The 24,038-nt window shown below is 66.9% G+C and carries 21 protein-coding genes; 7 read left to right on the top strand and 14 right to left on the bottom strand.

The features are described 5' to 3' along the window. Nucleotides 1-23: 23 nt before the first annotated feature. Genes BWR19_02380 through BWR19_02365 form a run of 4 tightly spaced genes read left to right on the top strand, consistent with a single transcriptional unit; the run spans nucleotide 24 to nucleotide 1,900 of the window. The gene (locus BWR19_02380) at nucleotides 24-365 is read left to right on the top strand and encodes a phosphoribosyl-ATP diphosphatase (protein APX91884.1); all 342 of its coding nucleotides are present in this window, start codon (nucleotides 24-26) and stop codon (nucleotides 363-365) included. A gap of 36 nt (nucleotides 366-401) precedes the next feature. Continuing rightward, nucleotides 402-674, top strand: coding sequence for a Sec-independent protein translocase TatA (locus BWR19_02375; protein ID APX91883.1), 273 nt, complete (start codon nucleotides 402-404; stop codon nucleotides 672-674). Between the two features lie 6 nt (nucleotides 675-680). Next, a complete protein-coding gene (locus BWR19_02370) occupies nucleotides 681-1,127 on the top strand; it encodes a twin arginine-targeting protein translocase TatB (protein ID APX91882.1) in 447 nt (148 codons plus the stop codon). Continuing rightward, a complete protein-coding gene (locus BWR19_02365) occupies nucleotides 1,124-1,900 on the top strand; it encodes a twin arginine-targeting protein translocase TatC (GenBank protein ID APX91881.1) in 777 nt (258 codons plus the stop codon). Before BWR19_02370 ends, BWR19_02365 begins: the two co-directional genes overlap by 4 nt. Nucleotides 1,901-1,958: 58 nt before the next feature. Here BWR19_02365 and BWR19_02360 read toward each other — a convergent pair whose 3' ends face one another. Continuing rightward, on the bottom strand, nucleotides 1,959-2,621 hold the full coding sequence (locus BWR19_02360) for an isoprenoid biosynthesis protein ElbB (GenBank protein ID APX91880.1): 663 nt from the start codon (nucleotides 2,619-2,621) through the stop codon (nucleotides 1,959-1,961). A 234-nt stretch (nucleotides 2,622-2,855) separates the two neighbouring features. Here BWR19_02360 and BWR19_02355 point away from each other — a divergent pair, with 234 nt between their 5' ends. Beyond that, nucleotides 2,856-3,863 (top strand): delta-aminolevulinic acid dehydratase, encoded by a 1,008-nt coding sequence (locus tag BWR19_02355; GenBank protein ID APX91879.1) that lies wholly within the window; start codon nucleotides 2,856-2,858, stop codon nucleotides 3,861-3,863. A 53-nt stretch (nucleotides 3,864-3,916) separates the two neighbouring features. Then, nucleotides 3,917-6,118, top strand: coding sequence for a polyphosphate kinase 1 (locus BWR19_02350; GenBank protein ID APX91878.1), 2,202 nt, complete (start codon nucleotides 3,917-3,919; stop codon nucleotides 6,116-6,118). 7 nt (nucleotides 6,119-6,125) lie between these two features. Here the strand turns inward: BWR19_02350 and BWR19_02345 are convergent, their stop codons facing one another. The 6 genes from BWR19_02345 to BWR19_02320 form a co-directional block, all read right to left on the bottom strand. Further along, on the bottom strand, nucleotides 6,126-6,638 hold the full coding sequence (locus BWR19_02345) for a hypothetical protein (protein ID APX91877.1): 513 nt from the start codon (nucleotides 6,636-6,638) through the stop codon (nucleotides 6,126-6,128). Between the two features lie 24 nt (nucleotides 6,639-6,662). After that, nucleotides 6,663-7,670 (bottom strand): 3-deoxy-7-phosphoheptulonate synthase, encoded by a 1,008-nt coding sequence (locus BWR19_02340; protein APX94864.1) that lies wholly within the window; start codon nucleotides 7,668-7,670, stop codon nucleotides 6,663-6,665. Between the two features lie 717 nt (nucleotides 7,671-8,387). Then, nucleotides 8,388-9,101 (bottom strand): dihydromonapterin reductase, encoded by a 714-nt coding sequence (locus BWR19_02335; protein ID APX91876.1) that lies wholly within the window; start codon nucleotides 9,099-9,101, stop codon nucleotides 8,388-8,390. After that, nucleotides 9,098-9,883 carry an NAD(P)H-flavin reductase gene (locus BWR19_02330; GenBank protein ID APX91875.1) on the bottom strand — a complete coding sequence of 262 codons (786 nt, stop codon included), beginning with the start codon at nucleotides 9,881-9,883 and terminating at the stop codon, nucleotides 9,098-9,100. The genes BWR19_02335 and BWR19_02330 overlap by 4 nt, the downstream gene beginning before the upstream one ends. Then, nucleotides 9,880-11,382 carry a 3-octaprenyl-4-hydroxybenzoate decarboxylase gene (locus BWR19_02325; GenBank protein APX91874.1) on the bottom strand — a complete coding sequence of 501 codons (1,503 nt, stop codon included), beginning with the start codon at nucleotides 11,380-11,382 and terminating at the stop codon, nucleotides 9,880-9,882. The genes BWR19_02330 and BWR19_02325 overlap by 4 nt, the downstream gene beginning before the upstream one ends. 81 nt (nucleotides 11,383-11,463) lie before the next feature. Beyond that, nucleotides 11,464-12,723, bottom strand: a complete 1,260-nt coding sequence (locus tag BWR19_02320) for a transcription termination factor Rho (protein APX91873.1) — start codon at nucleotides 12,721-12,723, stop codon at nucleotides 11,464-11,466. A 416-nt stretch (nucleotides 12,724-13,139) separates the two neighbouring features. Between BWR19_02320 and BWR19_02315 the strand changes: the two genes are divergently transcribed. Beyond that, on the top strand, nucleotides 13,140-14,681 hold the full coding sequence (locus tag BWR19_02315; protein ID APX91872.1) for an exopolyphosphatase: 1,542 nt from the start codon (nucleotides 13,140-13,142) through the stop codon (nucleotides 14,679-14,681). Here BWR19_02315 and BWR19_02310 read toward each other — a convergent pair. The 7 genes from BWR19_02310 to BWR19_02280 form a co-directional block, all read right to left on the bottom strand. Continuing rightward, nucleotides 14,647-15,945: a tRNA lysidine(34) synthetase TilS gene (locus BWR19_02310; GenBank protein APX91871.1), complete on the bottom strand. Its 1,299-nt coding sequence runs from the start codon at nucleotides 15,943-15,945 to the stop codon at nucleotides 14,647-14,649. The genes BWR19_02315 and BWR19_02310 overlap by 35 nt on opposite strands. A gap of 4 nt (nucleotides 15,946-15,949) precedes the next feature. Beyond that, the gene (locus BWR19_02305) at nucleotides 15,950-16,903 is read right to left on the bottom strand and encodes an acetyl-CoA carboxylase carboxyltransferase subunit alpha (GenBank protein ID APX91870.1); all 954 of its coding nucleotides are present in this window, start codon (nucleotides 16,901-16,903) and stop codon (nucleotides 15,950-15,952) included. A 299-nt stretch (nucleotides 16,904-17,202) separates the two neighbouring features. Beyond that, on the bottom strand, nucleotides 17,203-20,703 hold the full coding sequence (locus BWR19_02300) for a DNA polymerase III subunit alpha (GenBank protein ID APX91869.1): 3,501 nt from the start codon (nucleotides 20,701-20,703) through the stop codon (nucleotides 17,203-17,205). Nucleotides 20,704-21,009: 306 nt separating this feature from the next. Continuing rightward, nucleotides 21,010-21,621 carry a ribonuclease HII gene (locus BWR19_02295; protein APX91868.1) on the bottom strand — a complete coding sequence of 204 codons (612 nt, stop codon included), beginning with the start codon at nucleotides 21,619-21,621 and terminating at the stop codon, nucleotides 21,010-21,012. After that, nucleotides 21,618-22,820 (bottom strand): lipid-A-disaccharide synthase, encoded by a 1,203-nt coding sequence (locus BWR19_02290; GenBank protein APX91867.1) that lies wholly within the window; start codon nucleotides 22,818-22,820, stop codon nucleotides 21,618-21,620. Before BWR19_02290 ends, BWR19_02295 begins: the two co-directional genes overlap by 4 nt. Nucleotides 22,821-22,822: 2 nt before the next feature. Next, complete coding sequence (locus tag BWR19_02285) at nucleotides 22,823-23,590, bottom strand: acyl-[acyl-carrier-protein]--UDP-N-acetylglucosamine O-acyltransferase (protein ID APX91866.1); 768 nt, start codon at nucleotides 23,588-23,590, stop codon at nucleotides 22,823-22,825. After that, entirely contained in the window at nucleotides 23,587-24,030 is a 444-nt protein-coding gene (locus tag BWR19_02280) for a 3-hydroxyacyl-[acyl-carrier-protein] dehydratase FabZ (GenBank protein ID APX91865.1), read from the bottom strand. Before BWR19_02280 ends, BWR19_02285 begins: the two co-directional genes overlap by 4 nt. Between the last annotated feature and the right edge of the window lie 8 nt (nucleotides 24,031-24,038).

Below are 24,038 nucleotides of genomic sequence, written 5' to 3'. Positions count from 1 at the left end.
CCTTGCGACAGAGGATGACCCCCATGAGTGATATACTCGAACGACTCGGTGACGTGCTGGCAGAGCGGCGCCACGCCGCCGCCGACAGTTCCTATGTCGCAGCCCTGCACCACAAGGGGCTGAACAAGATTCTGGAAAAGGTCGGCGAGGAAGCCACCGAGACGATCCTCGCCGCCAAGGACGCGGCCAGTGGCGTTGACAGCGACCGTCAAGCGTTAGTCGCCGAAACCGCCGACCTGTGGTTTCATAGCCTGGTGATGTTGTCGCACCTCGACATCGAGCACCAGGCGGTCCTCGACGAGCTGGCACGTCGCTTCGGCACCTCCGGGTTGGACGAAAAAGCCGCCCGTACACCGTCGCCCTGACCCGGCACGCATACTTCGATCAGTGGGAGATTCAACATGTTAGGTGGCATCAGTATCTGGCAGCTGTTAATCGTACTCGGCATTATCATCCTGGTGTTCGGTACCAAGAAGCTGCGCAACGTCGGCGGCGATCTGGGCGGCGCCGTCAAGGGCTTCAAGAAGGCCATGCATGAGGATGACAAGGACAAGGAAAAGGACGACGAGGCCGCCGACCAGCCCCAGGCCAAGGTCCGCCACGAAGAGGATGCCGGCCACACTTACGACGTCCAGGCCGAGCAGAAGGCCGAAGACCAGGAAGAGCGCAAGTAATCGCCCATGTTGGATATCGGCTTTCTCGAGCTACTGCTCATCGGCGTCGTTGGCCTGCTGGTACTGGGCCCCGAACGCTTGCCCAAGGCGGCACGCACCGCTGGCCTGTGGATCGGCAAGATCAAGCGCACCGTGTCGGGCATGCAGCGCGAGATCAACGCCCAGCTCGAGGCGGAAGAGCTGCGCCAGAAACTCGATGAACAGCAGAAGAAGCTCGACGAGAGCCTGGGCAGGGTCAAGCGCGACGTGGAGCGCTACGCCGAGCCCGATAGCGGCACGCCGCCCAAGGGTGACGCCCAGCACAGCCCCGCCGCAGCCGACCAGGATGAGGCGCCTGCCGCCAGCGAGCGGTTGGACAAGGCGCTGGCGAGCAAGGCGCGGCGCGACTCGGTGGGCTCCGAGCAGGCCACCCCATCATCGCCCCCCAGTGACAAGGATTCGCCCTCACGATGAGCGACGACGCCTCTCGAGACAAGCAGCGCAACCAGCACAATGAAGCGTCCCAGGCCCCCTTGATCGAGCACCTCATCGAGCTGCGCTCGCGGCTGATGCGCTCGGTGGTGGTGATCCTGGTGATCTTCCTCGGCCTCTACGCCTTCGCCAACGATATCTATACCTTCGTTGCGCAGCCGCTGATGGACATGCTGCCGGAAGGCTCGCAGATGATCGCCACCGAGGTCGCCTCGCCGTTCCTGGCGCCCTTCAAGCTGACCCTGGTGGTGGCAGTGTTCATCGCCGTACCCTTCGTGCTGCACCAGGCCTGGGCGTTCATCGCGCCGGGCCTCTACGACAACGAGAAGAGCCTGGCGATTCCGATCCTCGCCTCCAGCGTGGCGCTGTTCTATGCCGGCGCGGCATTTGCCTACTACGTGGTGTTCCCGCTGCTGTTCCAGTTCTTCACCCAGACCGGGCCGGAGAACGTGGCGGTGATGACCGATATCAACGCCTACCTGAACTTCGTGCTCAAGCTGTTCTTCGCCTTCGGCGTGGCCTTCGAGATCCCCATCGCCACCTTCCTGCTGATCTTCTCCGGCGCCACCAGCGTAGAGAGCCTGTCCAAGAAGCGCCCCTACATCTTCCTCGGCTGCTTCGTCGTCGGCATGCTGCTGACCCCGCCGGACATCATCTCCCAGAGCCTGCTGGCGGTACCCATGTACCTGCTCTACGAGGTAGGGCTGCTGTTCGGCCGGCTGGCGCAGCGCAAGAAACGTGAGCAAGAGGAGTAGCGCCCTTGCGACCAGTCACCGCGCTCTTTCCGGCGCTAGCTAGTAGGGTACGCCCGAGTCAGAGCTCCATCCACTCATCGATACGCTCGACCAGCTTGAAGATCCCGCTAGCCGCTTCGCTGATGCTCTCGGCGAGCATATAGGCGGGGGTGGTGACGATGCGGTGCTCGAAGTCGACCACGATATCGTCGACCTTGCAGGCACGGTGCAGGCCGCCCATAGCGCTGATCGCCCCGGACACCGCCGGGTCGTGACCGATCGTTACCGCGATGCCCTCGCCGAACAGCCTCGGTACCAGCACCGGGGCAATGCACATCAGGCCGATCGGCTTGCGCGCCTCGTGGAAGGCCACCAGCGGCGCCGCGAGTGCATCGAGCACCTGCATGTCGCTGCCGACAACGGCGAAATCGCTCAGCGTCTTGGCCACGCCGAAGCCGCCGGGCAGGATCACCGCATCGAACTCCTCGGCGTCGAGCTCGGCGAGTTCACTGACCTCACCGCGCGCCAGGCGTGCGGCCTCCACCAGCGCGTTGCGCGTCTCATCCGGCGCCTCTTCGCCACGCAGGTGATCGATGACGTGGTGCTGGTCGATGTCCGGGGCGAAGCAGCGATAGCCAATCCCCAACTGATCGAGCCGCAACAGGGTCAGGGTGGTTTCATAGATCTCGGCGCCGTCCTCGACGCCGCAGCCCGACAGAATGACCGCCACCTGCTTGCTCATATCGCTCTCCTTGTGACCGCGATGCTGCCGCCCGAGAGCAGCAAATCATCACTGTAGCCCATCTGCTCCCCAGCGTCTGCGACTCGGCTCTCCCCCAACCGGGCGGCGCTGATATACTCGAGGCATCGCCGGAAAGCGCATTCGGCATCACCCATGCAACGCCGCTGTCATCGATCAGTCATCTGTGTGACCCATACTCAGACAGCGGTCACGCCCAACGACCGGAGAGACCCCTTGAACCTAGGCACATCCCGACAGTTTCCCGCCGCCCGCCTGCGCCGCATGCGCAAGGACGACTTCTCGCGGCGCATGATGCGCGAGTCGACGCTGACCGCCGCCGACCTGATCTGGCCGGTCTTCGTGCTCGAAGGCAGCGGCCGTCGCGAGGCGGTGCCGTCGATGCCCGGCGTCGAACGGCTGTCGCTAGACCTGCTGATCGACGAGGCTCGCGAAGCCTTCGAGCTGGGCATTCCAGCGCTGGCGCTGTTTCCGGTGGTCGATGCCGAGCTCAAGAGCGAGCTGGCCGAGGAGGCCTACAGCGCCAACGGCCTGGTACAGCGCAGCGTACGCGAGCTCAAGGCGGCCCTGCCCGAGCTGGGCGTGATCACCGACGTGGCCCTCGACCCCTACACCAGCCACGGCCAGGACGGGATCCTCGATGAAACGGGCTACGTGCACAACGATCGCACCGTGGAGACCCTGCTCAAGCAGGCGCTGTCCCACGCCGAGGCCGGCGCCGACGTGGTGGCCCCCTCGGACATGATGGACGGGCGCATCGCGGCGATCCGCAGCGTGCTAGAGCAGGAGCACCTGCACAACACGCGCATCATGGCCTACAGCGCCAAGTACGCCTCGAGCTACTACGGGCCGTTCCGCGATGCGGTGGGCTCGGCGGGCAACCTCGGCCGCGCCGACAAGAGCACCTACCAGATGGACCCCGCCAACGGCGACGAGGCGCTCCACGAGGTGGCCATGGATATCGCCGAGGGCGCCGACATGGTGATGGTCAAGCCTGGCATGCCGTATCTCGACGTGGTGCGGCGGGTCAAGGAGGAGCTTCGAGTGCCGACCTTCGCCTATCAGGTCAGCGGCGAGTACGCCATGCACATGGCGGCCTTCGAGCAGGGCTGGCTCGACGCCGACAAGGTGATGCTCGAGTCGCTGATGTGCTTCAAGCGCGCCGGCGCCGACGGCGTGCTGACCTACTTTGCCAAGCGAGCGGCGCGCCTGCTCGCCAGCTAACCGCAAGGGACCGCATCCAGCCGCGGGGCCCTTCTTCTGCCTGAGGAGGCGAGATGCAAGACCCGCGCGCCGTGCCAGACCCCGACCAGTCGCCGCCGCCCGCAGAGACGCCCGCGGCGGCCGAACCGCTGCCGCTGCGGGTCAACCGGACCCGCACCGGGGTGCGCGCCAAGGGCGACCCGGCAGCGCTCGATCTCGACGACCCATCGCTCTACCTGAATCGCGAGCTGTCGCACCTGCAGTTCAATATCCGCGTGCTCGAGCAGGCGCTGGACACCGCGCACCCGCTGCTCAACCGGCTGATGTTCCTGCTGATTTTCTCCTCCAACCTCGACGAGTTCTTCGAGATCCGGGTCGCCGGCCTCAAGCACCAGCTGGCGCTGGGCAACGACAGCACCGGCGCCGACGGCATGCTGCCGCGCCAGGTGCTCGGCGAGATCTCGCGCATCGCCCATGAGCAGGTCGAGCGCCAGTACCGGCTGCTCAACGACACCCTGATCCCGGCGCTGGAGGAGCAGCACCTGCGTTTTCGCCGCCGCGACCAGTGGACACCGGCCCAGCAGGCCTGGGTGCGCGACTATTTCGACGACGAGATCATGCCGGTGATCAGCCCCATCGGGCTGGATCCGTCGCACCCCTTCCCGCGACTGGTCAACAAGAGCCTCAACTTCATCGTCGAGCTGGAGGGCAAGGACGCCTTCGGCCGCGAGGGCGGCCTGGCGATCCTGCCCGCCCCGCGCTCGCTGCCGCGTCTGATCGCACTGCCCGCGGCGTGCTGCGCCGAGGGCTACAGCGAGTACGTGTTCCTGTCGTCGATGATCCACGCCCACGCCCACGAGGTGTTCCCCGGCATGCAGGTGCGCGGCTGCTACCAGTTCCGACTGACCCGCAACGCCGACCTGTCGGTCGACCCCGAGGCGGTCTCCGACCTGGCCTCGGCGCTGCGCGGCGAACTGCTGGCGCGGCGCTACGGCAGCGGCGTGCGCCTGGAGGTCGCCGACAACTGCCCGGAACCGCTGGCCGACTTCCTGCTCACGCAGTTCGAGCTCGAGCAGAGCGACCTCTACCGGGTCCAGGGGCCGGTCAACCTGACCCGCATGATGGCGGTACTCGCCGACGTCGAGCGCCCGGAGCTGCGCTACCGCCCGTTTACCCCGGGGCTACCCAAGGCCCTCAAGAAGCACGACTCGCTGTTCGAGGCGATCAAGGACAGCGACATCCTGCTCCACCACCCCTTCCACGCCTTCTCGCCGGTGGAGGAGCTGCTCGCCGAGGCGGCCCGCGACCCGGCCGTGCTGGCCATCAAGCAGACCCTCTACCGCACCGGCGCCGATTCGGCGATCGTCTCGGCGCTGGTCGAGGCGGCCCGCGGCGGCAAGGAGGTCACGGTGGTGATCGAACTGCGCGCGCGCTTCGACGAGGCCGACAACCTGGCACTCGCCTCGCGCCTGCAGGAGGCCGGGGCCATCGTCATCTACGGCGTGATGGCCTACAAGACCCACGCCAAGCTGATGCACATCGTGCGTCGCGAGCGCGGCGAGCTGCGCTACTACGCCCATCTCGGCACCGGCAACTATCACGCTGGCACCGCCAAGCTGTACACCGACTACAGCCTGCTGACCGCCCACGAGACGCTGTGCGAGGACGTCCACAAGGTTTTCCAGCAGCTGTCGGGGATGGGCAAGGCGCGGCATATCGAGCACCTGCTGCACGCCCCCTTCACTCTCCACGAGCGGCTGGTGGCGATGATCGACCGCGAAGCCGCTCACGCCGCGGCCGGCCGCCGGGCGCACCTGATCATCAAGTGCAACTCGCTCACCGAGCCCAAGCTGATCCGCGCGCTGTATCGCGCCTCCCACGCCGGGGTGGAGTGCGACCTGATCATTCGCGGAATGTGCTGCCTGCGCCCCGGGGTCCCGGGCATCTCGGACAATATCCGGGTGCGCTCGATCATCGGCCGCTTCCTCGAGCACACCCGGGTGTTCTACTTCCACAACGACGCCAGCCCAGAGGTGTGGGCGTCCAGCGCCGACTTCATGGAGCGCAACATGTTCCACCGCGTCGAGACCTGTTTCCCGCTGCTCGACGCAAAGCTGGCCGCACGCGTGCGCAAGGACCTCGAGACCTACCTGGTCGACAACTGCCAGAGCTGGCTGCTCGATAGCGACGGCCACTACACCAAACGCGAACTGGGCGACGCCGCGCCGATCAGCGCCCAGGAGACGCTGCTCTACGCCTACGCCAGCAAGGCTTGAGAGGGGCTTAGCCGCGCTTGAAGGCGGCCAGGTCCTCGGTATCGTAGCCGTCCACCTCCAGCGGCAGGCCCAGCCGTTCGCGCTGCTGGCGCAGCTGCTCACGCTCGGCGATCAGCTCGCTGTCGTCGTCCAGGGTGCGGCCGTTGAGCTCGGCGAGCTGCGCCATGCCCTGGTGGTAGAAGCTGAGGATGCCCAGCGCCACGTGGTTGTGCTCTGCGACGCCGCGGCGCAGCGCCGGCAGGTAGCCACTGACGCGTGACAAGTGGTGCTTGAGCTGCCAGACGTAGCGCATCTCCTGCATCCACGGGCGCTCGCGCAGCGCCGCGAATACCAGACTGGTGGCCACCAGGCCAAGCAGCACCCCCAGGGCGTTGAGCCACAGGCTGGAGCCGAAGGCGCGGGTCAGCAATTGGGAGAACAGCATGCCCAGCACGATCAACTGGGCGGCCATGGCCACGCTGATCAGGCGTGCCTTGCGGCGATACACCACGGGCTCATGGGATTCGAAACGAAACTTCATCGACAATCAATTCCTTGGATAACGTCAACGCAGCCGCTCGGCGGCCAGGCTCAGCAGATGCTCGGTGGTCTCCCAGCCGATGCAGGCATCGGTGACCGAGACGCCGTAGCGCATGCCACCAGGCTTGAGCGGCTGGCGACCTTCGAATAGCTGGCTCTCCAGCATCACGCCACACAGCGCCGTCTCGCCCGCCAGGCGCTGGTCCAGCACGTCGAGCAGCACCTCGCTCTGGCGGCGATGGTCCTTACCCGAATTGGCGTGGCTGCAGTCTACCATCAGCCGCGGCGCCAGGCCCGCGGCCGCCAGCGTGCGACGCGTCGCCGCCACATGCTCGGCGCGGTAGTTGGGCTCGCCGTGGCCGCCGCGCAGCACCACATGGGTGTGCGCATTGCCTGGCGTGTGGCGCAGGCTGGGCCGGCCCGACGCCGACAACCCGGGGTAACGATGGCCGTGGGCCGCCGCCTGGATGGCGTCGATGGCCACCTGGATGCCGCCATCGGTGGCGTTCTTGAAGCCCACTGCCGCCGCCAGGCCGCTGGCCAGCTCGCGATGCACCTGGGACTCGGTGGTACGCGCGCCGATCGCCGTCCACGCCAGCAGGTCATCGAGGTAGCTGGCGACCATCGGCTGCAGCAGCTCGGTGGCCACCGGCAAGCCGATTGCCACGACGTCGCGCATCAGCGCTCGCGACGTCGCCAGGCCGTGGGCCATGTCGTCGCTGCCGTCGAGGTGGGGGTCGTAGGCCAGGCCCTTCCAGCCCACCGTGGTGCGCGGCTTCTCGACGTAGACGCGCATCACCAGCAGCAGCCGGTCCTCGACCTGGCGCGCCAGCACGCTCAAGTTCTCGGCATACTCGAGAGCCGCCTGGGGGTCGTGGATCGAGCAGGGGCCGACGACCACCAGCAGGCGGTCGTCGCGGCCATCCAGAATCGCCTTGACCTGCTCACGCTGGGCAGCGACTCGCTTCTGCAGTTCGGCATCGAGGGGCAGCTGCTGGCGCAGCGCCTGGGGGGTGGGCAGCGGCGCCTCGATGGCGGTGTCGGCGGCAGCGAGGCCTGCGGCTGGGGCGGCATCACTGGGCGTTGGCTTGATCAGGGTCATGGTCATTGCGCTTACCTCGTACAGGGTGTCGAACATCGGACTGGATGGCCACCGATGATCACCCGGCCGGAGGTGGCGAGCTGAGCCGACCGGACGCCGCTAAATCGCCAGCTGCCATAGCCACGGTAGTAAGCAGTGCATGACGGCAGGGGGGAGGCGATAGGGTCGAACATGGTCTGGCTCCTGATTGGGCAATGGTGTCAAAAACAAAACCCCCGGTCGGGTTGCCGACCGGGGGTTCTGAAAGGTGGTGGAGGCAACCCGGTGGGGTGTGCCTCGCGATGGGTCAGTGCGACCGCATCGCCGGCACACCGGCGCTAAACCAATACCAATAGCCGTTCACCAAGGCCCACGCGGCAACCACGATGGCGGGCATCGAGTCGGCGTTGGCTAAATGGCGAGGGCTTGCGGTCATGGGTCGCTCCGGGTTGCGTTGGCTTCTATCCTACCGCGCTGAGTGCGCTTGGCAAGTATTCAGTCACCTCAACCGAGCAATTGAATTATGCCGATGGTCGCCGGCAGCGCACTCATGGCCACCAATACGACCAGTCCCACGATAATCGCCAGCATGCCGGTATCGTCTTTGAAGTTGGGATCCTGTTCCACCATGGGCTCTCTCCTATTGGCACAGCTTGGATGGGCGCCATTCTAGCGCAGGTGACGGCCGCCATCGACCGGCAGCGTGATACCGGTGACGTAGCGATTGTCGAGCAGGTAGCGCAGGCTCTGGTAGATCACCCCGGGGCCGGGAATCATCTGCATCGCCGACTTGGCCTTGGCTTTCTCGACGTAGGCCTCGTCGTCGCCTTCGTTGAGCATGATCAGCGCCGGGGCGATGGCGTTGACCTGGATCGTCGGGGCATACAGGGCGGCAAACGACAGCGTCAGGTTATCGAGCCCGGCCTTGGTGGCGGCATAGGCGGCGTGTTTCTTCGAGCCCCTTTGCACCACATAGTCGGTAATGTGCACGATGTCGCGCTGCGGCTCGCTGCAGGCGTCGAGCAGCTCGCGACAGTGCAGGTTGATCAGGTAGGGGGCCTGCATGTGCACCCGGAACAGCCGTTCGAAATTGGCCCCGGCCTCGCTGCCGGTGCTGTCCGGCGCCCAGTCGCTGGCGTTGTGGACGATCGCCCGCAGCGACGGGGTGGCCTCCTTCAGGCGCGCGATGAAGTCGAGAATACCGGCCTCGCTGGAGAAATCCGCGGCCAGGGTGACCACCCCACGCTGGCGCAGCGCCTCGAGCTCGGGGCGCTCGCGGCGGTAGCTGATGATCAGCGCATGGCCATCGTCGAGCAGCCGCTCGGCGCAGTGGCGCCCGAGGCGCTGGGCGCCACCGGTGATCAGGATCGGCGAGGCGCTCACTGCAAGGCCTCCCGCTGCTTGACCAGGCTGCCCACGGTGGGCACCAGCGGGTCGCGCGGCGCATAGGCAAAGACGTCCGAGAACACCCGCGAGGCGTCGAGTCCCAGCGAAGCGAGCACGTCGATGCAGGCGTAGACCATGCCCGGCGAGCCGGACAGATAGACGTCATGCCCCGAGACGTCCTTGAGGGTGCTGCCGAGTACCGCATCGACGCGCCCCAGGTGGCCGCTGACGCCCTCGCCGTCGAACGGCTCCTCGGGGACGATCTCGCTGACCGCATGGAAGCGCACCCCTGGATACTGGGCGGCCCAATCGCGGGGCAGCCACTCGAGGTAGAGGTCGCGGCGCTCGCGGGCCGCCCACCACAGGTCGATCTGGCGGGCCGGGTCGGCGACCAGCGCGGCCTCGACGATGGCCTTCATCTGGGCAAAGCCGGTCCCGGCGGCCACCAGCAGCAGCGGCCGCGTGCTGTCAGGGTCGAGCACGCAGTCGCCGCCGGGTAGGCGCAGCGTCAGGCGACTGGCTTCCTGCATCAGCTCGCGCAGGCGCGCCGAATTCTCGCGCTCCGGCCAGTGCTGGATATGCAGCTCGATCAGGCCATCGCCGCGATGGGCGTTGGCGATCGAGAACGGCACCCAGGTAGCGTCGTCGAGCTGCAGCTCGAGATACTGGCCCGGCGCATGCGCAACGGCCTCGGCGCGGCCCTCCAGGCTCACGCGGAAGACATCAGGGGTGAGGTTCTCGACCTCGTCGACCAGGCAGGTCAGGGTGCGTGCCGTCATGGCGTCCTCTTGTCTGTGGTGGCATCCCCCGGCAGCGGGATACCGAGCGTTTCCCAGCGCGCCGCCACCGACTGCTTGACGCCCTCGTCCATGACGATCGGCGTCCCCCACTCGCGGTCGGTCTCGCCTGGCCACTTGCTGGTGGCATCGAGGCCCATCTTGGAGCCGAGGCCGGCCACCGGCGAAGCGAAATCGAGGTAGTCGATGGGCGTGTTCTCGACCAGCACGGTATCCCGCGCCGGATCCATGCGCGTGGTGATGGCCCAGATCACGTCCTTCCAGTCGCGGGCGCTGACGTCGTCGTCGAGCACCACCACGAACTTGGTGTACATGAACTGGCGCAGGAAGCTCCATACGCCCATCATCACCCGCTTGGCATGCCCCGGGTACTGCTTCTTCATGGTCACCACCGCCATGCGGTAGGAGCAGCCCTCCGGCGGCAGGTAGAAGTCGACGATCTCGGGAAACTGCTTGCGCAGGATCGGCACGAACACCTCGTTGAGGGCGAGCCCCAGGATCGCCGGCTCATCCGGCGGGCGGCCGGTGTAGGTCGAATGATAGATGGCATCGCGACGCATGGTCATGCGTTCGACGCTGAAGACCGGGAAGTGTTCGACCTCGTTGTAGTAGCCGGTGTGGTCGCCGTAAGGGCCTTCGGGCGCCATGTCGTCGGGGTAGATGAACCCCTCGAGGATCACCTCGGCGGAGGCCGGCACCTCGAGGTCGGCATGGCCGCACTTGATCAACTCGGTGCGCGAGCCGCGCAGGAGGCCGGCGAAGGCGTACTCGGAGAGCGAGTCCGGCACCGGGGTGACCGCACCGAGGATGGTGGCCGGGTCGGCGCCCAGCGCCACCGCCACCGGGAACGGCTGGCCGGGGTTGGCCTTCTGGAACTCCTGGAAGTCCAGCGCCCCGCCGCGATGCGACAGCCAGCGCATGATCAGGCGATTCTTGCCCAGCTTCTGCTGGCGGTAGATGCCCAGGTTCTGGCGCTTCTTGTGCGGCCCGCGGGTCACCACCAGCGCCCAGGTCACCAGCGGCGCGGCATCCCCCGGCCAGCAGTGCTGGATCGGCAGGCGGTCAAGGTCGACCGCATCGCCTTCGAGGATCACCTCCTGCACCGGCGATGAGCGCACCACCTTGGGCCCCATGCTCATGACCTGCTTGAAGATCGGCAGCTTGCTCCAGGCGTCGCGCATGCCCTTGGGCGGATCCGGCTCCTTGAGAAAGGCCAGCAGCTTGCCGACCTCGCTGAGCGCCTCCACCGAGTCCTCGCCCATGCCCAGCGCCACCCGATGCGGGGTGCCGAACAGGTTGCCGAGCAGCGGCATGCTGTGGCCTTTGACGTTCTCGAACAGCAGCGCCGGTCCGCCGGCACGCAGGGTGCGGTCGCAGATCTCGGTGATCTCGAGATAGGGGTCGACTTCGGCGCTGACCCGCACCAGCTCGCCCCGTTCCTCCAGTGCCGCGATGAAGTCGCGCAGGTCCTTGTACTTCATAGGCTTCCTGTATCAAAAACGACGAAAGGGGCAGCATAGCATGCTGCCCCCTCGATACGCGTCAAAAGGCAATAGCGCCGATTAGCGCCGCTTCATGGCCTCGAAGAACTCGATATTGGTCTTGGTATCCTTGAGCCGGTCGATCAGGAACTCAGTGGCGCCCATATCGTCCATCGGATTGAGCAGCTTGCGCAGGATCCACATGCGCTGCATCTCGTCCTCGGAGGCCAGCAGGTCCTCGCGGCGGGTACCGCTGCGGCGGATATTGATCGCCGGGTAGACGCGCTTCTCGGCCAGCTTGCGGTCGAGGTGCGCCTCCATGTTACCGGTGCCCTTGAACTCCTCGAAGATCACCTCGTCCATCTTCGAGCCGGTATCGACCAGCGCGGTGGCGATGATGGTCAGACTGCCGCCCTCCTCGATGTTGCGCGCGGCACCGAAGAAGCGCTTGGGCTTCTCCAAGGCGTGGGCGTCGACACCGCCGGTGAGCACCTTGCCGGAGCTGGGTACCACGGTGTTGTAGGCCCGCGCCAGGCGCGTGATCGAGTCGAGCAGGATCACCACGTCCTTCTTGTGCTCGACCAGCCGCTTGGCCTTCTCGATCACCATCTCGGCGACCTGCACGTGGCGTGCCGGCGGCTCGTCGAAGGTCGAGGCGACCACTTCACCGCGCACCGTGCGCGACATCTCGGTGACCTCCTCGGGCCGCTCGTCGATCAGCAGCACGATCAGGTGACACTCGGGGTTGTTGCGCGTGATCGAGGTGGCGATGTTCTGCAGCATCAGCGTCTTACCGGCCTTGGGCGGCGAGACGATCAGACCACGCTGGCCCTTGCCGATGGGCGCAGTGAGATCGATGATGCGCGCCGTCAGATCCTCGGTGGAGCCGTTGCCGATCTCCATCACCATGCGCTCGTCGGGGAACAGCGGGGTGAGGTTCTCGAACAGGATCTTGTGCTTGGCGTTTTCCGGCTTATCGAAGTTGATCTGATTGACCTTCAACAGCGCAAAGTAGCGCTCGCCCTCCTTGGGCGGACGAATCTTGCCGGAGATGGAGTCGCCCTTGCGCAGGTTGAAGCGCCGTATCTGTGAGGGCGAGACATAGATGTCATCGGGCCCAGCCAGATAGGAGCTGTCGGCGCTGCGCAGGAAGCCGAAACCGTCCTGAAGTATCTCCAGTACGCCATCGCCATAGATATCTTCACCGCTCTTGGCGTGTTTCTTGAGAATGGCGAAGATAATGTCTTGCTTACGTGAGCGTGCGAGGTTGTCGGCACCCATTTCCTGGGCGATTTCCAACAGTTCGGGCACGGTCTTTTGCTTGAGTTCGGTAAGATTCATCGGTTTGTTCAGAAATTGCTCGTGTCAGCGGGGCGCAGGAGCGCCGAAATAAGACAGGAGGCGGTGACGAAACGCCGCGTGGTGCGTTCAGAGCCCGGCGGGCATTCACTCGGGAGACATTCGCCGGTCGGCGTTTCCGCCAGGAAACGACAGAGACGATGGCAAGCGCGAGGGAAGCGATGTTCATGTCGCCTGATTGACGGCTCGGTAAGTGACAACACTTTCCGGCACGGAATCAGCGGGCTGTCTGACGACTTGGAGTTGACCGCGACGCGGTCGGGAAGTATTCGGAACAGGCGAACGATTCGATGTTAGACAAGCCCGGCGGCAAACGCAAGCCCCTGCATCGCCACGGCCGATTGACAAGCATCGGGCGCCGCCGCAACCTTGCACGATGCAGATGCAAGGATCTTCACATGCTTTCCGATTCGGCCACGCGCAGGATGCCCAACGCCGGCGACGCTCCCCGTCGGTTCGCCGCCATCGACCTCGGTTCCAACAGCTTTCATCTGCTGGTCGCCAACTACCAGGGGGGCCAGTTGCAGGTAGTGGCCAAACTGGGCGAGAAGGTCCAGTTGGCGGCCGGCCTCGACGACGATGATCGGCTCAGCGAGGCCGCCATGCAGCGCGCCCTCGACTGCCTGGCACGCTTTGCGCCCTTCATCGGCGACACCCCCGCCGAGCAGTTGAGAATCGTCGGCACCAACGCCCTGCGCGCCGCCAGCAACAGCCGCGAATTCATCGACCGCGCCGAGGCCCAGCTCGGCCACGGCATCGAGATCATCGCCGGCCGCGAGGAGGCGCGCCTGATCTATCTCGGCGCCGCCCACGCCCTGGCAGAGGTCCACGGCCGGCGACTGATCGTCGATATCGGCGGCGGCTCTACCGAGTACATCATCGGCGAGAACTTCGCGCCCCTGGCGCTGGAGAGCCTGCACATGGGCTGTGTCACCTACACCCGACGCTTCTTCGGCGACGGCGAGCTCAGCGAGAAGCGCTTTCGCCGCGCCGAGCTGGCGGCGCTGTCGGAACTGGCCAATATCCGCCGCGCCTACCGCGCACTGGGCTGGGCCGACCCGGTCGGCTCGAGCGGCACCGTCAAGGCCGCCGCTGCAGTGCTGGCGGCTAGTGGCGAGTGCCCAGAAGGAGTGATCGAGCGCGAGGCGCTATTCAACCTGCGTAAGCGGCTGATCAAGTGCAAGCAGCTCGACCAGGTGGCCATGGAGGGCCTCAAGGAGGATCGCGCCACGGTGTTTCCCGCGGGTATCGCGATTCTCTGCGCGACCTTCGAGGCCTTCGATCTTACCCAAATGCGCTTCGCCGACGGCGCGCTGCGCGAGGGCGTGCTCTACGATCTCGCCGGGCGCAATACCGCCGAGGACTCGCGACGCCAGGCGCTGGCCACGCTGCGCCATCGCTACGGCGTCGACGACGATCAGGCACAGCGCGTGGCGTTCAGCGCCCAAGCGCTGTTCGAGCAGGTCAGAGAGGCGTGGACGCTGATCGACGAGCAGGCGCAGTTTCTCGACTGGGCCGCGCAGCTGCACGAGATCGGCCTGGCCATCTCGCACAGCCAGTTTCATCGCCACGGCGCCTACCTGCTCGACCACTCCGACCTGCCCGGCTTCTCGCGGCCCGAGCAGCAGGTGCTGGCCTTCCTGGTGCGTGCCCACCGCCGCAAGTTTCCGCTCAAGGAGCTCGACAGCCTGCCCCTGGCGCTGCAGCGGCCCTATGCGCGCCTGGCGAGGCTGCTGCGCCTGGCGGTGCTGCTCAACCACTCGCGGCCCGAGGCGCCGGCGCGCGGCATCGAGCTGGTGGCAGACGGCGACGGCCTGATCCTGACCCTCCATCAACCGCTGGACGACGCCGCCCTGCTGGTCACCGACCTCGAGCAGGAGGTCGAGTACCAGGCCGCGGCGGGCTTCAGCCTGAGTCTGGTGGTGCCGGCGGCGAGCTAAGCGCCCAGCCCGGCGCGCAGGGCACGGCGGCGCGCCCCGTGGCATCGAGCACCGCCACCACCTCTTCTGCGTGCCACACCACCAGCAGCCGCCGGCGCTGCCAGGGCGGCAGTCCGGCCTCCTGCAGCAGACGCTTGAGGTCACGGCTGCCACGCTGCGGCTGTGCCAAACGCTCGCCGCCCCGGCGTGCGCGCACCCGCAGTGCCAGCGGCTTCCCCTGCTCGTGCCTTAGCGTCACCTTCAGTTTCCCCAGCGGCGTGTCGAGGGGCAGGCAGCCATTCCACTCCGCCTGCCAACTGGCGGGCAGTGACGTGGGCGGCGCCAGCAGGTAGAGCGCCCCACGCCAGCAGCGCGCTTCTCCACCCGGCCAGGCGATCCGCGCCTCGGCGTCGCGGCGGCCGTCGAGCTGATCGGTAAGCGTCGCCAGGCGCGCGGCCGGCGGTGTCTGCAGTCCTAGCCGCTGGCAGCAGTGGCGAATCAGCAGCCGCTGGCGCGGCACGGAGAGTGCCACCAGCGGAGTGATCGGCAGCCGTTCTGCCACGCCCCCCAGTGCCGTCAGATCAAGCGACGCCAGATCGTCGAGCAGCGCATCGGCTTCGCCGGCCAGCTGTGCGGAACGCGCCAGCGATGCCGCGGCCTGCGGCCAGCGCGCTTCGAGCGCCGGCAGCAGGTCGTGGCGCAGGTGATTGCGGTCCAATCCGGTATCGGTGTTGCTGGGGTCCTCGACCCAGTTGACCGCCAGCCGGCGGGCGGCCTCTTCGAGGTCGGCCCGCGCCACACCCAGCAGCGGGCGCCGCAGGTCGCGGCCTCGCCACACGCGATGCGGCGGCATGCCGGCCAGGCCACGCACGCCGCTGCCGCGCAGCGCGGCGAGTAGGAAGGTCTCGGCCTGGTCGTCGCGATGCTGGGCCAGCCACAGCGTCTCGCCCCGCGCCACCCGGCGGGCAAAGGCCGCATAGCGCGCCTCGCGGGCGGCCCCCTCCAGCCCCTGCCCGGCATCACGCGCGACGCTCACCCGTTCGACGCACAGCGGCACCCCCAGCTGCGCGCAGAGCTGGCGGCAGTGGCGTTCGAAATCGTCGGCGGCGGATTGTAGGCCGTGGTGAACATGCAGGGCGTGCAGCGGGCGGGAGTGACGGCGACAGGCATCGGCGGCCAGGGTCAGCAGCAGCGAGGAGTCGAGCCCGCCGGACAGCGCTACCCAGACAGCGCGCCCCGGCGGGGTCTCCGCCAGGGCGTCATCGATCAGGGCCTGTAGCCTCATCTCGCTACGCTGGGGCGCCGTAGCTCATCAGGCGCGCATAGCGGCGCTCCAGCAGGGCATCGATATCCATGCTCTGCAGGCGCTCCAGGCTGCCCTGCAGGGACGTCTTGACGCGCTCGGCAGTGGTGCGCGGATGGCGATGCGCACCGCCCAGCGGCTCGGGAATCAGGGTGTCGACGAAGCCCAGCTCCTCGAGGCGCTCGGCGGTGATGCCCATGGCATGGGCGGCGTCGGAGGCCTTCTCGGCGCTCTTCCACAGGATCGAGGCGCAGCCCTCGGGGGAGATCACCGAGTAGGTGGAGTACTGCAGCATCGCCAGCTCGTCGCATACGCCGATGGCCAGTGCCCCGCCGGAGCCGCCCTCGCCCACCACGGTGGCAATGATCGGCGTCCTGAGCCGTGACATCACCGCCAGGTTGTAGGCGATCGCCTCGGACTGGCCGCGCTCTTCGGCGTCGATGCCGGGATAGGCGCCCGGGGTGTCGATGAAGGTCAGCACCGGCATCTTGAAGCGCTCGGCCATCTCCATCAGGCGGCACGCCTTGCGGTAGCCTTCGGGGCGCGGCATGCCGAAGTTGCGGCGCACCTTCTCTTTGACGTCGCGGCCCTTCTGGTGGCCAATCACCATCACCGGCTTGTCGTCGAGCCGTGCCACGCCGCCGACGATGGCGGCGTCGTCGGCGAAGTGCCGGTCGCCGTGGAGCTCATCGAAGTCGGTAAAGACGTGCTCGAGGTAGTCGAGGGTGTAGGGGCGCTGGGGGTGGCGCGACAGCTGCGAGACCTGCCAGGCGCTAAGGTCCTTGAAGATCGACTCGGTGAGCTTCTTGCTCTTCTCCTCGAGCTTGGCGACCTCTTCGCTGATGTTGATCTTGCTGTCGTTGCCGACCAGCCGCAGCTCTTCGATCTTGGCCTGCAGTTCGGCGATGGGCTGTTCGAAATCGAGATAGTTGGGATTCATAGTGGCTAAGCCGCCTTGTCATTGCTGTCCCCGGGGAGGATGAAGGGTGTTTACCCCCGGACGCCATAAAATCGAGTGTCGGCATTATCGCACCCTCAACGCGCGGCGCAAGGCAGGGGACGAGGAGTTCCTGCCTGCCAAGGGGCGCCGGGGACAGGTCGAAGAGGAGGTTTGCGCCATGGATGGCGCAAGGTAGCGCCCAGGGATGGGTTCACAGCGCCTCCTCGTAGGCCTGTCGCCGGCACAGCCCCGATGCCGGCGCGCCTCGTTTGCCCCGCGCAAGTATCCGTCATCGCTGCCTAGCGGTATTTCAAGCGCACACCGTCCTGCCCCTCGACCTCGCGCAGGGCGATCAGCAGCTCGTCGCTGGGCGCCACCTTCCACTCCTCGGCCAGTTCCAGCCAGCCGCTGGCGTCCTGGTTGCGGTACTTGAGCCGCACCGGCAGGCCGCTGGCATCGCGGTGCGGGGTGAGGCTGTCGCGCAGGCTGGCCACCATGCGGCCGTTGGCGCGGGCGCCGTCCAGCGAGACTTCCACCGCCTGGCCGAACTTGCTGCGCGCCTCGACCATCGGCGTGATCTCCTTGCCGCGCAGGCGCAAGCCGCCGGAGTAGTCGTCGCTCGACACCTCACCCTCGACGATCAGCACCTGGTCGGCGTCGAGGCGACCGCGCAGCTGGTCAAACAGCTCGCCGAACAGCGAGGCCTCGATGCGCCCGGTACGGTCGTCGAGGGTGACGAAGGCCATGGTGTCGCCGCGCTTGGACTTCATGGTGCGCATCCCCACCACCAGCCCGGCGACGCGCTGCGGCTCCCGCGACGGCTTGAGGTCGCTGATACGCGTCGAGACGAAGCGCTTGAGCTCCTGCTCGTACTCGTCGATGGGGTGGCCGGTGAGGTACAGCCCCAGGGTGTCCTTCTCGCCGGCCAGGCGCTCCTTGTCGGTCCATTCCCGAGCATCGCGATAGTCGGCATAGACGTCACCGACCTCCTCGTCGACGAAGGCCTCGCCGAACATGTCGATCATGCCCAGGTTCTGGTTGCTGAGGTTCTGGGCGGCGGCCTTGAGCGCCGCCTCCAGGGCTGCGCTCAGCACGGCGCGATTGGGGCCCAGGTTGTCCAGCGCCCCGGAGCGGATCAGCGCCTCGAGGGTGCGCTTGTTCATGCGCTTGGGGTCGACCCGGCGGCAGAAGTCGAACAGGTCCTTGAAGGGTCCGTCGGCCTCGCGGGCCTCGACGATGGCGCCGATCGGCCCCTCACCAACGCCGCGGATCGCCCCCAGGCCGTAGACCACCCGACCCTCGGTATCCACGGTGAACTTGTAGCCGCCGACGTTGACGTCCGGCGGGGTCACGGTGAGCTTGAGGTTGCGGCACTCCTCGATCAGCGGCACCACCTTGTCGAGATTATCCATCTCGGTGGATATCACCGCGGCCATGAAGGGCCCGGGATAGTGTGATTTCAACCAGGCCGTCTGATAGGAGACCAGACCGTAGGCCGCCGAGTGCGACTTGTTGAAGCCGTAGCCGGCGAACTTCTCCACCAGGTCGAAGATATTGCCGGCCAGCTCCTTGTCGATACCGTTGGCGGCACAGCCCTCCATGAAGCCGGCGCGCTGCTTGGCCATCTCCTCGGGCTTCTTCTTGCCCATGGCGCGGCGCAGCATATCGGCCTGGCCCAGGCTATATCCCGCCAGCACCTGGGCGATCTGCATCACCTGCTCCTGGTAGAGGATGATGCCGTAGGTGGGCTCGAGCACCGTTTTCAGCCACTCGTGCTGGTAGTCCGGGTGCGGGTAGGAGATCTCGGCGCGGCCGTGCTTACGGTTGATGAAGTCGTCGACCATGCCCGACTGCAGCGGCCCCGGGCGGAACAGCGCGACCAGGGCGATCATGTCCTCCAGCGAATCGGGCAGCAGGCGCTTGATCAGCTCCTTCATGCCGCGGGATTCGAGCTGGAACACCGCGGTGGTCTCGGCGCGCTTGAGCATTTCGAAGGTCGGCGCATCGTCGAGGGGGATGGTGTCGATGTCGAGCGGGCCTTCGCCCTTGACGGCGCGTACCTTGTCGACCATCTCCAGCGCCCAGTCGATAATGGTCAGGGTGCGCAGGCCGAGGAAGTCGAACTTGACCAGCCCGGCCTCCTCGATGTCGTTTTTGTCGAACTGCACCACCAGGCCATTGCCCTCCTCGTCGCACAGCAGCGGCGAGAAGTCGGTGAGCTTGGTAGGGGCGATCACCACCCCGCCGGCGTGCTTGCCGGTACCGCGGGTGATGCCCTCGAGCTTGAGCGCCATCTCCCAGATCTCGGCGGCCTCGTCGTCGTTGTCGACGAACTCCTTGAGCGCCGGCTCGGCCTCGATGGCCTTGGCCAGGGTCATGCCGACCTCGAAGGGGATCAGCTTGGAGAGCTTGTCGCCCAGCGAGTAGGGCCGCCCCTGGGCACGCGCCACGTCGCGCACCACCGCCTTGGCGGCCATGGTGCCGAAGGTGACGATCTGCGACACGGCGTTGCGACCGTAGCGCTCGGCCACATAGTCGATCACCCGGTCGCGCTTCTCCATGCAGAAGTCGACGTCGAAGTCGGGCATCGAGACACGCTCGGGGTTGAGGAAGCGCTCGAACAGCAGGTCGTACTCCAGCGGGTCGAGGTCGGTGATCTTCTGCGCGTAGGCCACCAGTGAGCCCGCCCCCGAGCCGCGCCCCGGCCCCACCGGCACGTCGTTGTCCTTGGCCCACTGGATGAAGTCCATCACGATCAGGAAGTAGCCGGGGAAGCCCATCTGGATGATGATGTTCAGCTCGAAATCGAGTCGCTCGCGATAGCGCTGGTCGATCTCGGCATACTCGGCGCCGTCGCGCGGGTAGCGCTCAGCCGGGTAGAGGAAGTCGAGGCGCTCGGTGAGGCCGTCGTGGGAGATCTTGCGGAAGAACTCGTCCTGGGTCATGCCCTCGGGGATCTCGAACTCCGGCAGGAATATCTCGCCCAGGCGTACGTCGACGTTGCAGCGCGCCGCAATCAGCACGCTGTTCTCCAGCGCTTCGGGAATGTCGGCGAACAGTTCGGCCATCTCCGCCGGGCTCTTGAGGTACTGCTCCTCGCTGTAGCGGCGCTCGCGGCGGCGATCGTCGAGCGCCTTGCCCTCGCCGATGGCGACCCGGGTCTCGTGGGCCCAGAACTCTTCGCGCTCGAGGAAGCGCACGTCGTTGGTGGCCACCACCGGGGTGCCGCTCTGCTCGGCCAGGGCCACCGAGAGGTGCAGGCACTCCTCCTCGTACTGGCGCGAGGTGCGGGTCAGCTCGAGGTAGAAGCGCCCCGGAAAGCGGGCGTTCCACTCGTCGAGCAGCGCGCGGGCCTCGTCGGGGTGGTCGGCCAGCAGGTGGCGGCCGATCTCGCCCTCGCGGGCGCCGGAGAGCACGATCAGCCCCTCGCTCTGTTCGAATACCCAGGCCTTGTCGAGAATCGCCAGCCCCTGGCGCTGGCCGTCGGTCCAGCCGCGGGAGATCAGTTCGGTAAGGTTGCGGTAGCCCACGTCGTTCATGGCCAGCAGCGTCAGCCGGTAGGGGTGGCCTTCGTCGTGGGGGTTGTGCAGCCACAGGTCGCTGCCGATGATCGGCTTGAGGCCGGCGCCCTGGGCCGCCTTGTAGGCCTTGACCAGGCCAAACAGGTTGGCTTCGTCGGTGATCGACACGGCCGGCATGCCGCGCTCGGCGGTGGCCTTGACCAGCGGCTTGAGGCGCACCAGGCCATCGACCAGGGAGTACTCGGTGTGAACGCGAAGATGAACGAAGGGCGTGGTCATGGTGGACTCAAGATTTGGCGATAAGTGGTACGGGTAACGGTGCTCGGGCCGATCTGGCGCTTATGTATGCTGCCCGCTCGGGCTGATCCGGCGCTTGCCTATGCGGCCCGCTCGTCGCTTGCCTATGCTGCACGCTCGGCGCTGATCCAACGACTGTGAGACCGGCCCCGCTCGGGCTGATCCGGCGACAGGCCTGCGGGGAGGCGCTGTAAATACCTCCTTGTACGCTACCGATTCCTTCCCTGGAATCGGATCTCCCCTTCGGCCTATCCCCTGCGCCCTCGCTATCAGTATCGATTCGTTGGCCTAGAACAGTGCCAGCTGGCGCTTGACCGGGCCGAAGGAGCGGCGGTGTTCAGGCAGCGCGCCGAGGCGCTCCAGGGCCGCCAGATGCTCGCGGGTCGGGTAGCCCTTGTGGCGAGCAAAGCCGTAGTCGGGATGCCGGGCATCCAGCGCCGCCATGTCGGCGTCCCGGGCGACCTTGGCGAGTATCGAGGCGGCGGCGATGGCCGGATGGCGGGCATCGCCCTTGACCACCGCCTGGCCAGGAACATGATGCCCGGGCAGGCGATTGCCGTCCACCAGCAGGTATTCGGCGGCCGGCGCCAGGGCGTCGATGGCGCGGCGCATGGCCAGGTGGGTGGCGTGGTAGATATTGAGTTCGTCGATCTCGGTGGCGCTGGCCTCGGCCACCGCGAAGGCCAACGCCCGCTCACGAATCTCGGCGTCCAGCGCCTCGCGGCGCTTGGCGCTGAGCGCCTTGGAGTCGTTGAGCCCCTCGATCGGGCGCGCCGGATCGAGGATCACCGCCGCCGCCACCACGCTGCCGACCAGCGGCCCGCGCCCCACCTCGTCGACCCCGGCCAGGCGCTCGCCGCGGTAGTCGACCACCAACGGCGGCAGCGTCGCCTTCTTCACGACAGCCCCTCGGCGATGGCCTCCGGGGCCACGCTGTCGGGCAGCGGATCGCCGGCAATCAGCGCTGCGATGGCGTCCACCGCCCGCTCGCTGGCGCCGCGCTGTAAGCCGGCGTGCATCTCGGCAAAGCGTGACTCGAGCGCCGCGCGCCCCGCGCTGTCAGCGAGCATCGCATCGAGGCTGGCGGCAATCGCCTCGGGGCTGGCGGCATCCTGGATCAGCTCCGGCACCAGCGCTTCGCGGGCGATCAGGTTGGGCAGCGAGATCCACTCTGTCTTGACCAGGCGCTTGGCCAGCCAGTGGGTGGCCGGCGCCATCTTGTAGGCCACCAGCATCGGCCGGTGGCAGAGCATCGCCTCCAACGCCGCGGTGCCCGAGGCCAGCAGCACGGCATCCGCCGCCACCATGGCCTCGCGGGAGCAGCCGTCGAGCAGGGTCAGGCGTGCGGCCAGCGCCGGGCGTTCGTCGAGCAGCGCTGTGAGCTCGCGGCGCCGCTGCGGGGTCGCCGCCGGCACCACCAGCTGCAGGCTCGGCCGCGCCTCGCTGAGCCGTTCGGCTGCCTCGAGGAAGGTGGCCCCCAGGAACCGAATCTCGTTGGCCCGCGAGCCGGGCAGCAGCGCCAGCAGCTCGCCGTCTTCACGCAGGCCGAGTTCGCGGCGCATCGCCGCGCGATCGGTCTCCAGCGGCAGGTCGTCGGCCAGCGGGTGGCCGACGAAGGCCACCGGCACCCGGTGGTGCGCATAGAACGCCGCCTCGAAGGGCAGGAAGGTGAGCATGGCATCCACCGACTTGGCGATGCCCTTGACCCGGCCCTGGCGCCAGGCCCATACCGAGGGGCTGACGTAGTGGGCGGTGGTGATACCGGCCTCGCGCAGCTGGCGCTCGAGGCCCAGGTTGAAGTCCGGCGCATCGATGCCGAGCATGATGTCGGGCCGCCAGGCCAACGCATCGCGTTTGAGCTCGCGACGCACGCCGATCAGCCGCGGCAGGTGCTTGAGCACCTCGACCAGGCCCATGACCGAGAGGGTCTCCAGCGGGTAACGACTGTCGATGCCTTCGGCCAGCATGCGTGGGCCACCGATGCCGCGAAAGGAGACCTCTGGGTAGCGCGCCTTTAGCGCGCGCATCAGGCTGGCGCCGAGGATATCGCCGGACAGTTCGCCGGCGACCAGGTAGACCTTGAGTGCAGGACTGGCCATGCCTAGCGAGTGATACCGCGAGTGGACACTTCGATGGAGGTGATGAAGGTGTCGACCTCCGGCAGGTCGAAGCGGCTGCGCATCTCGCACAGCGCCTGTTCGACGGTGAGGCCCTGGCGATAGACCAGCTTGTAGGACTCGCTCAGTGCATTCAGCGCTTCGCGGGAGAAGCCGCGGCGCTTGAGTCCGACAAGATTGAGACCGCGGGCCTCGGCGGGGTTGCCGTTGATCATCACGAAGGCCGGGGTGTCCTTGGTGATGATCGAACCGCCGCCGGCCATGGCGTGGGTACCGAAGTGGCAGAACTGGTGCACCGCCGCGAGCCCGCCGAGGATCGCGAAGTCCCCCAATTTGACGTGGCCGGCCAGGGTCACCTGGTTGGCCAGGATGCAGTCGCTGCCGATCACACAGTCGTGGCCGACATGGGCATAGGCCATGAACAGGTTGCGCGAACCGATGGTGGTCTCGCCGCGGTCCTGAGCGGTGCCGCGGTGCAGGGTCACGCCTTCACGGATCACGTTGTCGTCACCCATCACCAGGCGGGTCGGCTCGCCGGCGTATTTCTTGTCCTGGCAATCCTCACCCACCGAGGCGAACTGGAAGATGCGCGTCCGCGCGCCAAGCACGGTAGGGCCCTTGATCACCACGTGGGGGCCGATCTGCGAACCGGGGCCGATCTCGACGTCGGGCCCGATCACGCTGAACGGGCCGACCTCGACGTCATCGGCCAGCCGGGCGGCGGAGTCAACGAGCGCGGTGGGATGAATCAAGCAACCTTCCTCTCGGCACAGATGATTTCGGCTTCGCAGGCGAGCTCGTCATCGACGCTGGCACGGCAAGCGAACTTCCAGATGCCGCGCTTCTCGCGGATCACCTTGGCTTCGATATGCAGCCGGTCACCGGGCATCACCGGCCGCTTGAAACGCACGTTGTCGCTGCCCACCAGGTAGTAGACATAGCCGTCGGCGGGCAGCTTGTTGACCGTCTTGAAGCCCAGGATGCCGCACGCCTGGGCCATCGCCTCGATGACCAGCACGCCGGGCATGATCGGGTGATGCGGGAAGTGACCGTTGAAGAACGGCTCGTTGATGCTGACGTTCTTGTAGCCGCGGATCAGTTCGCCGAGTTGCAGTTCGGTGACGCGATCGATCAGCAGAAAGGGGTAGCGGTGAGGCAGATACTCACGAATCTCGTTGATGTCCATTACCATCGATGCGA

Source organism: Halomonas sp. 1513, from assembly GCA_001971685.1.
Classification (GTDB): domain Bacteria; phylum Pseudomonadota; class Gammaproteobacteria; order Pseudomonadales; family Halomonadaceae; genus Franzmannia.
Note: the sequence above shows the minus strand (reverse complement) of the source record. Positions and strands in the feature narration are given on the sequence as shown.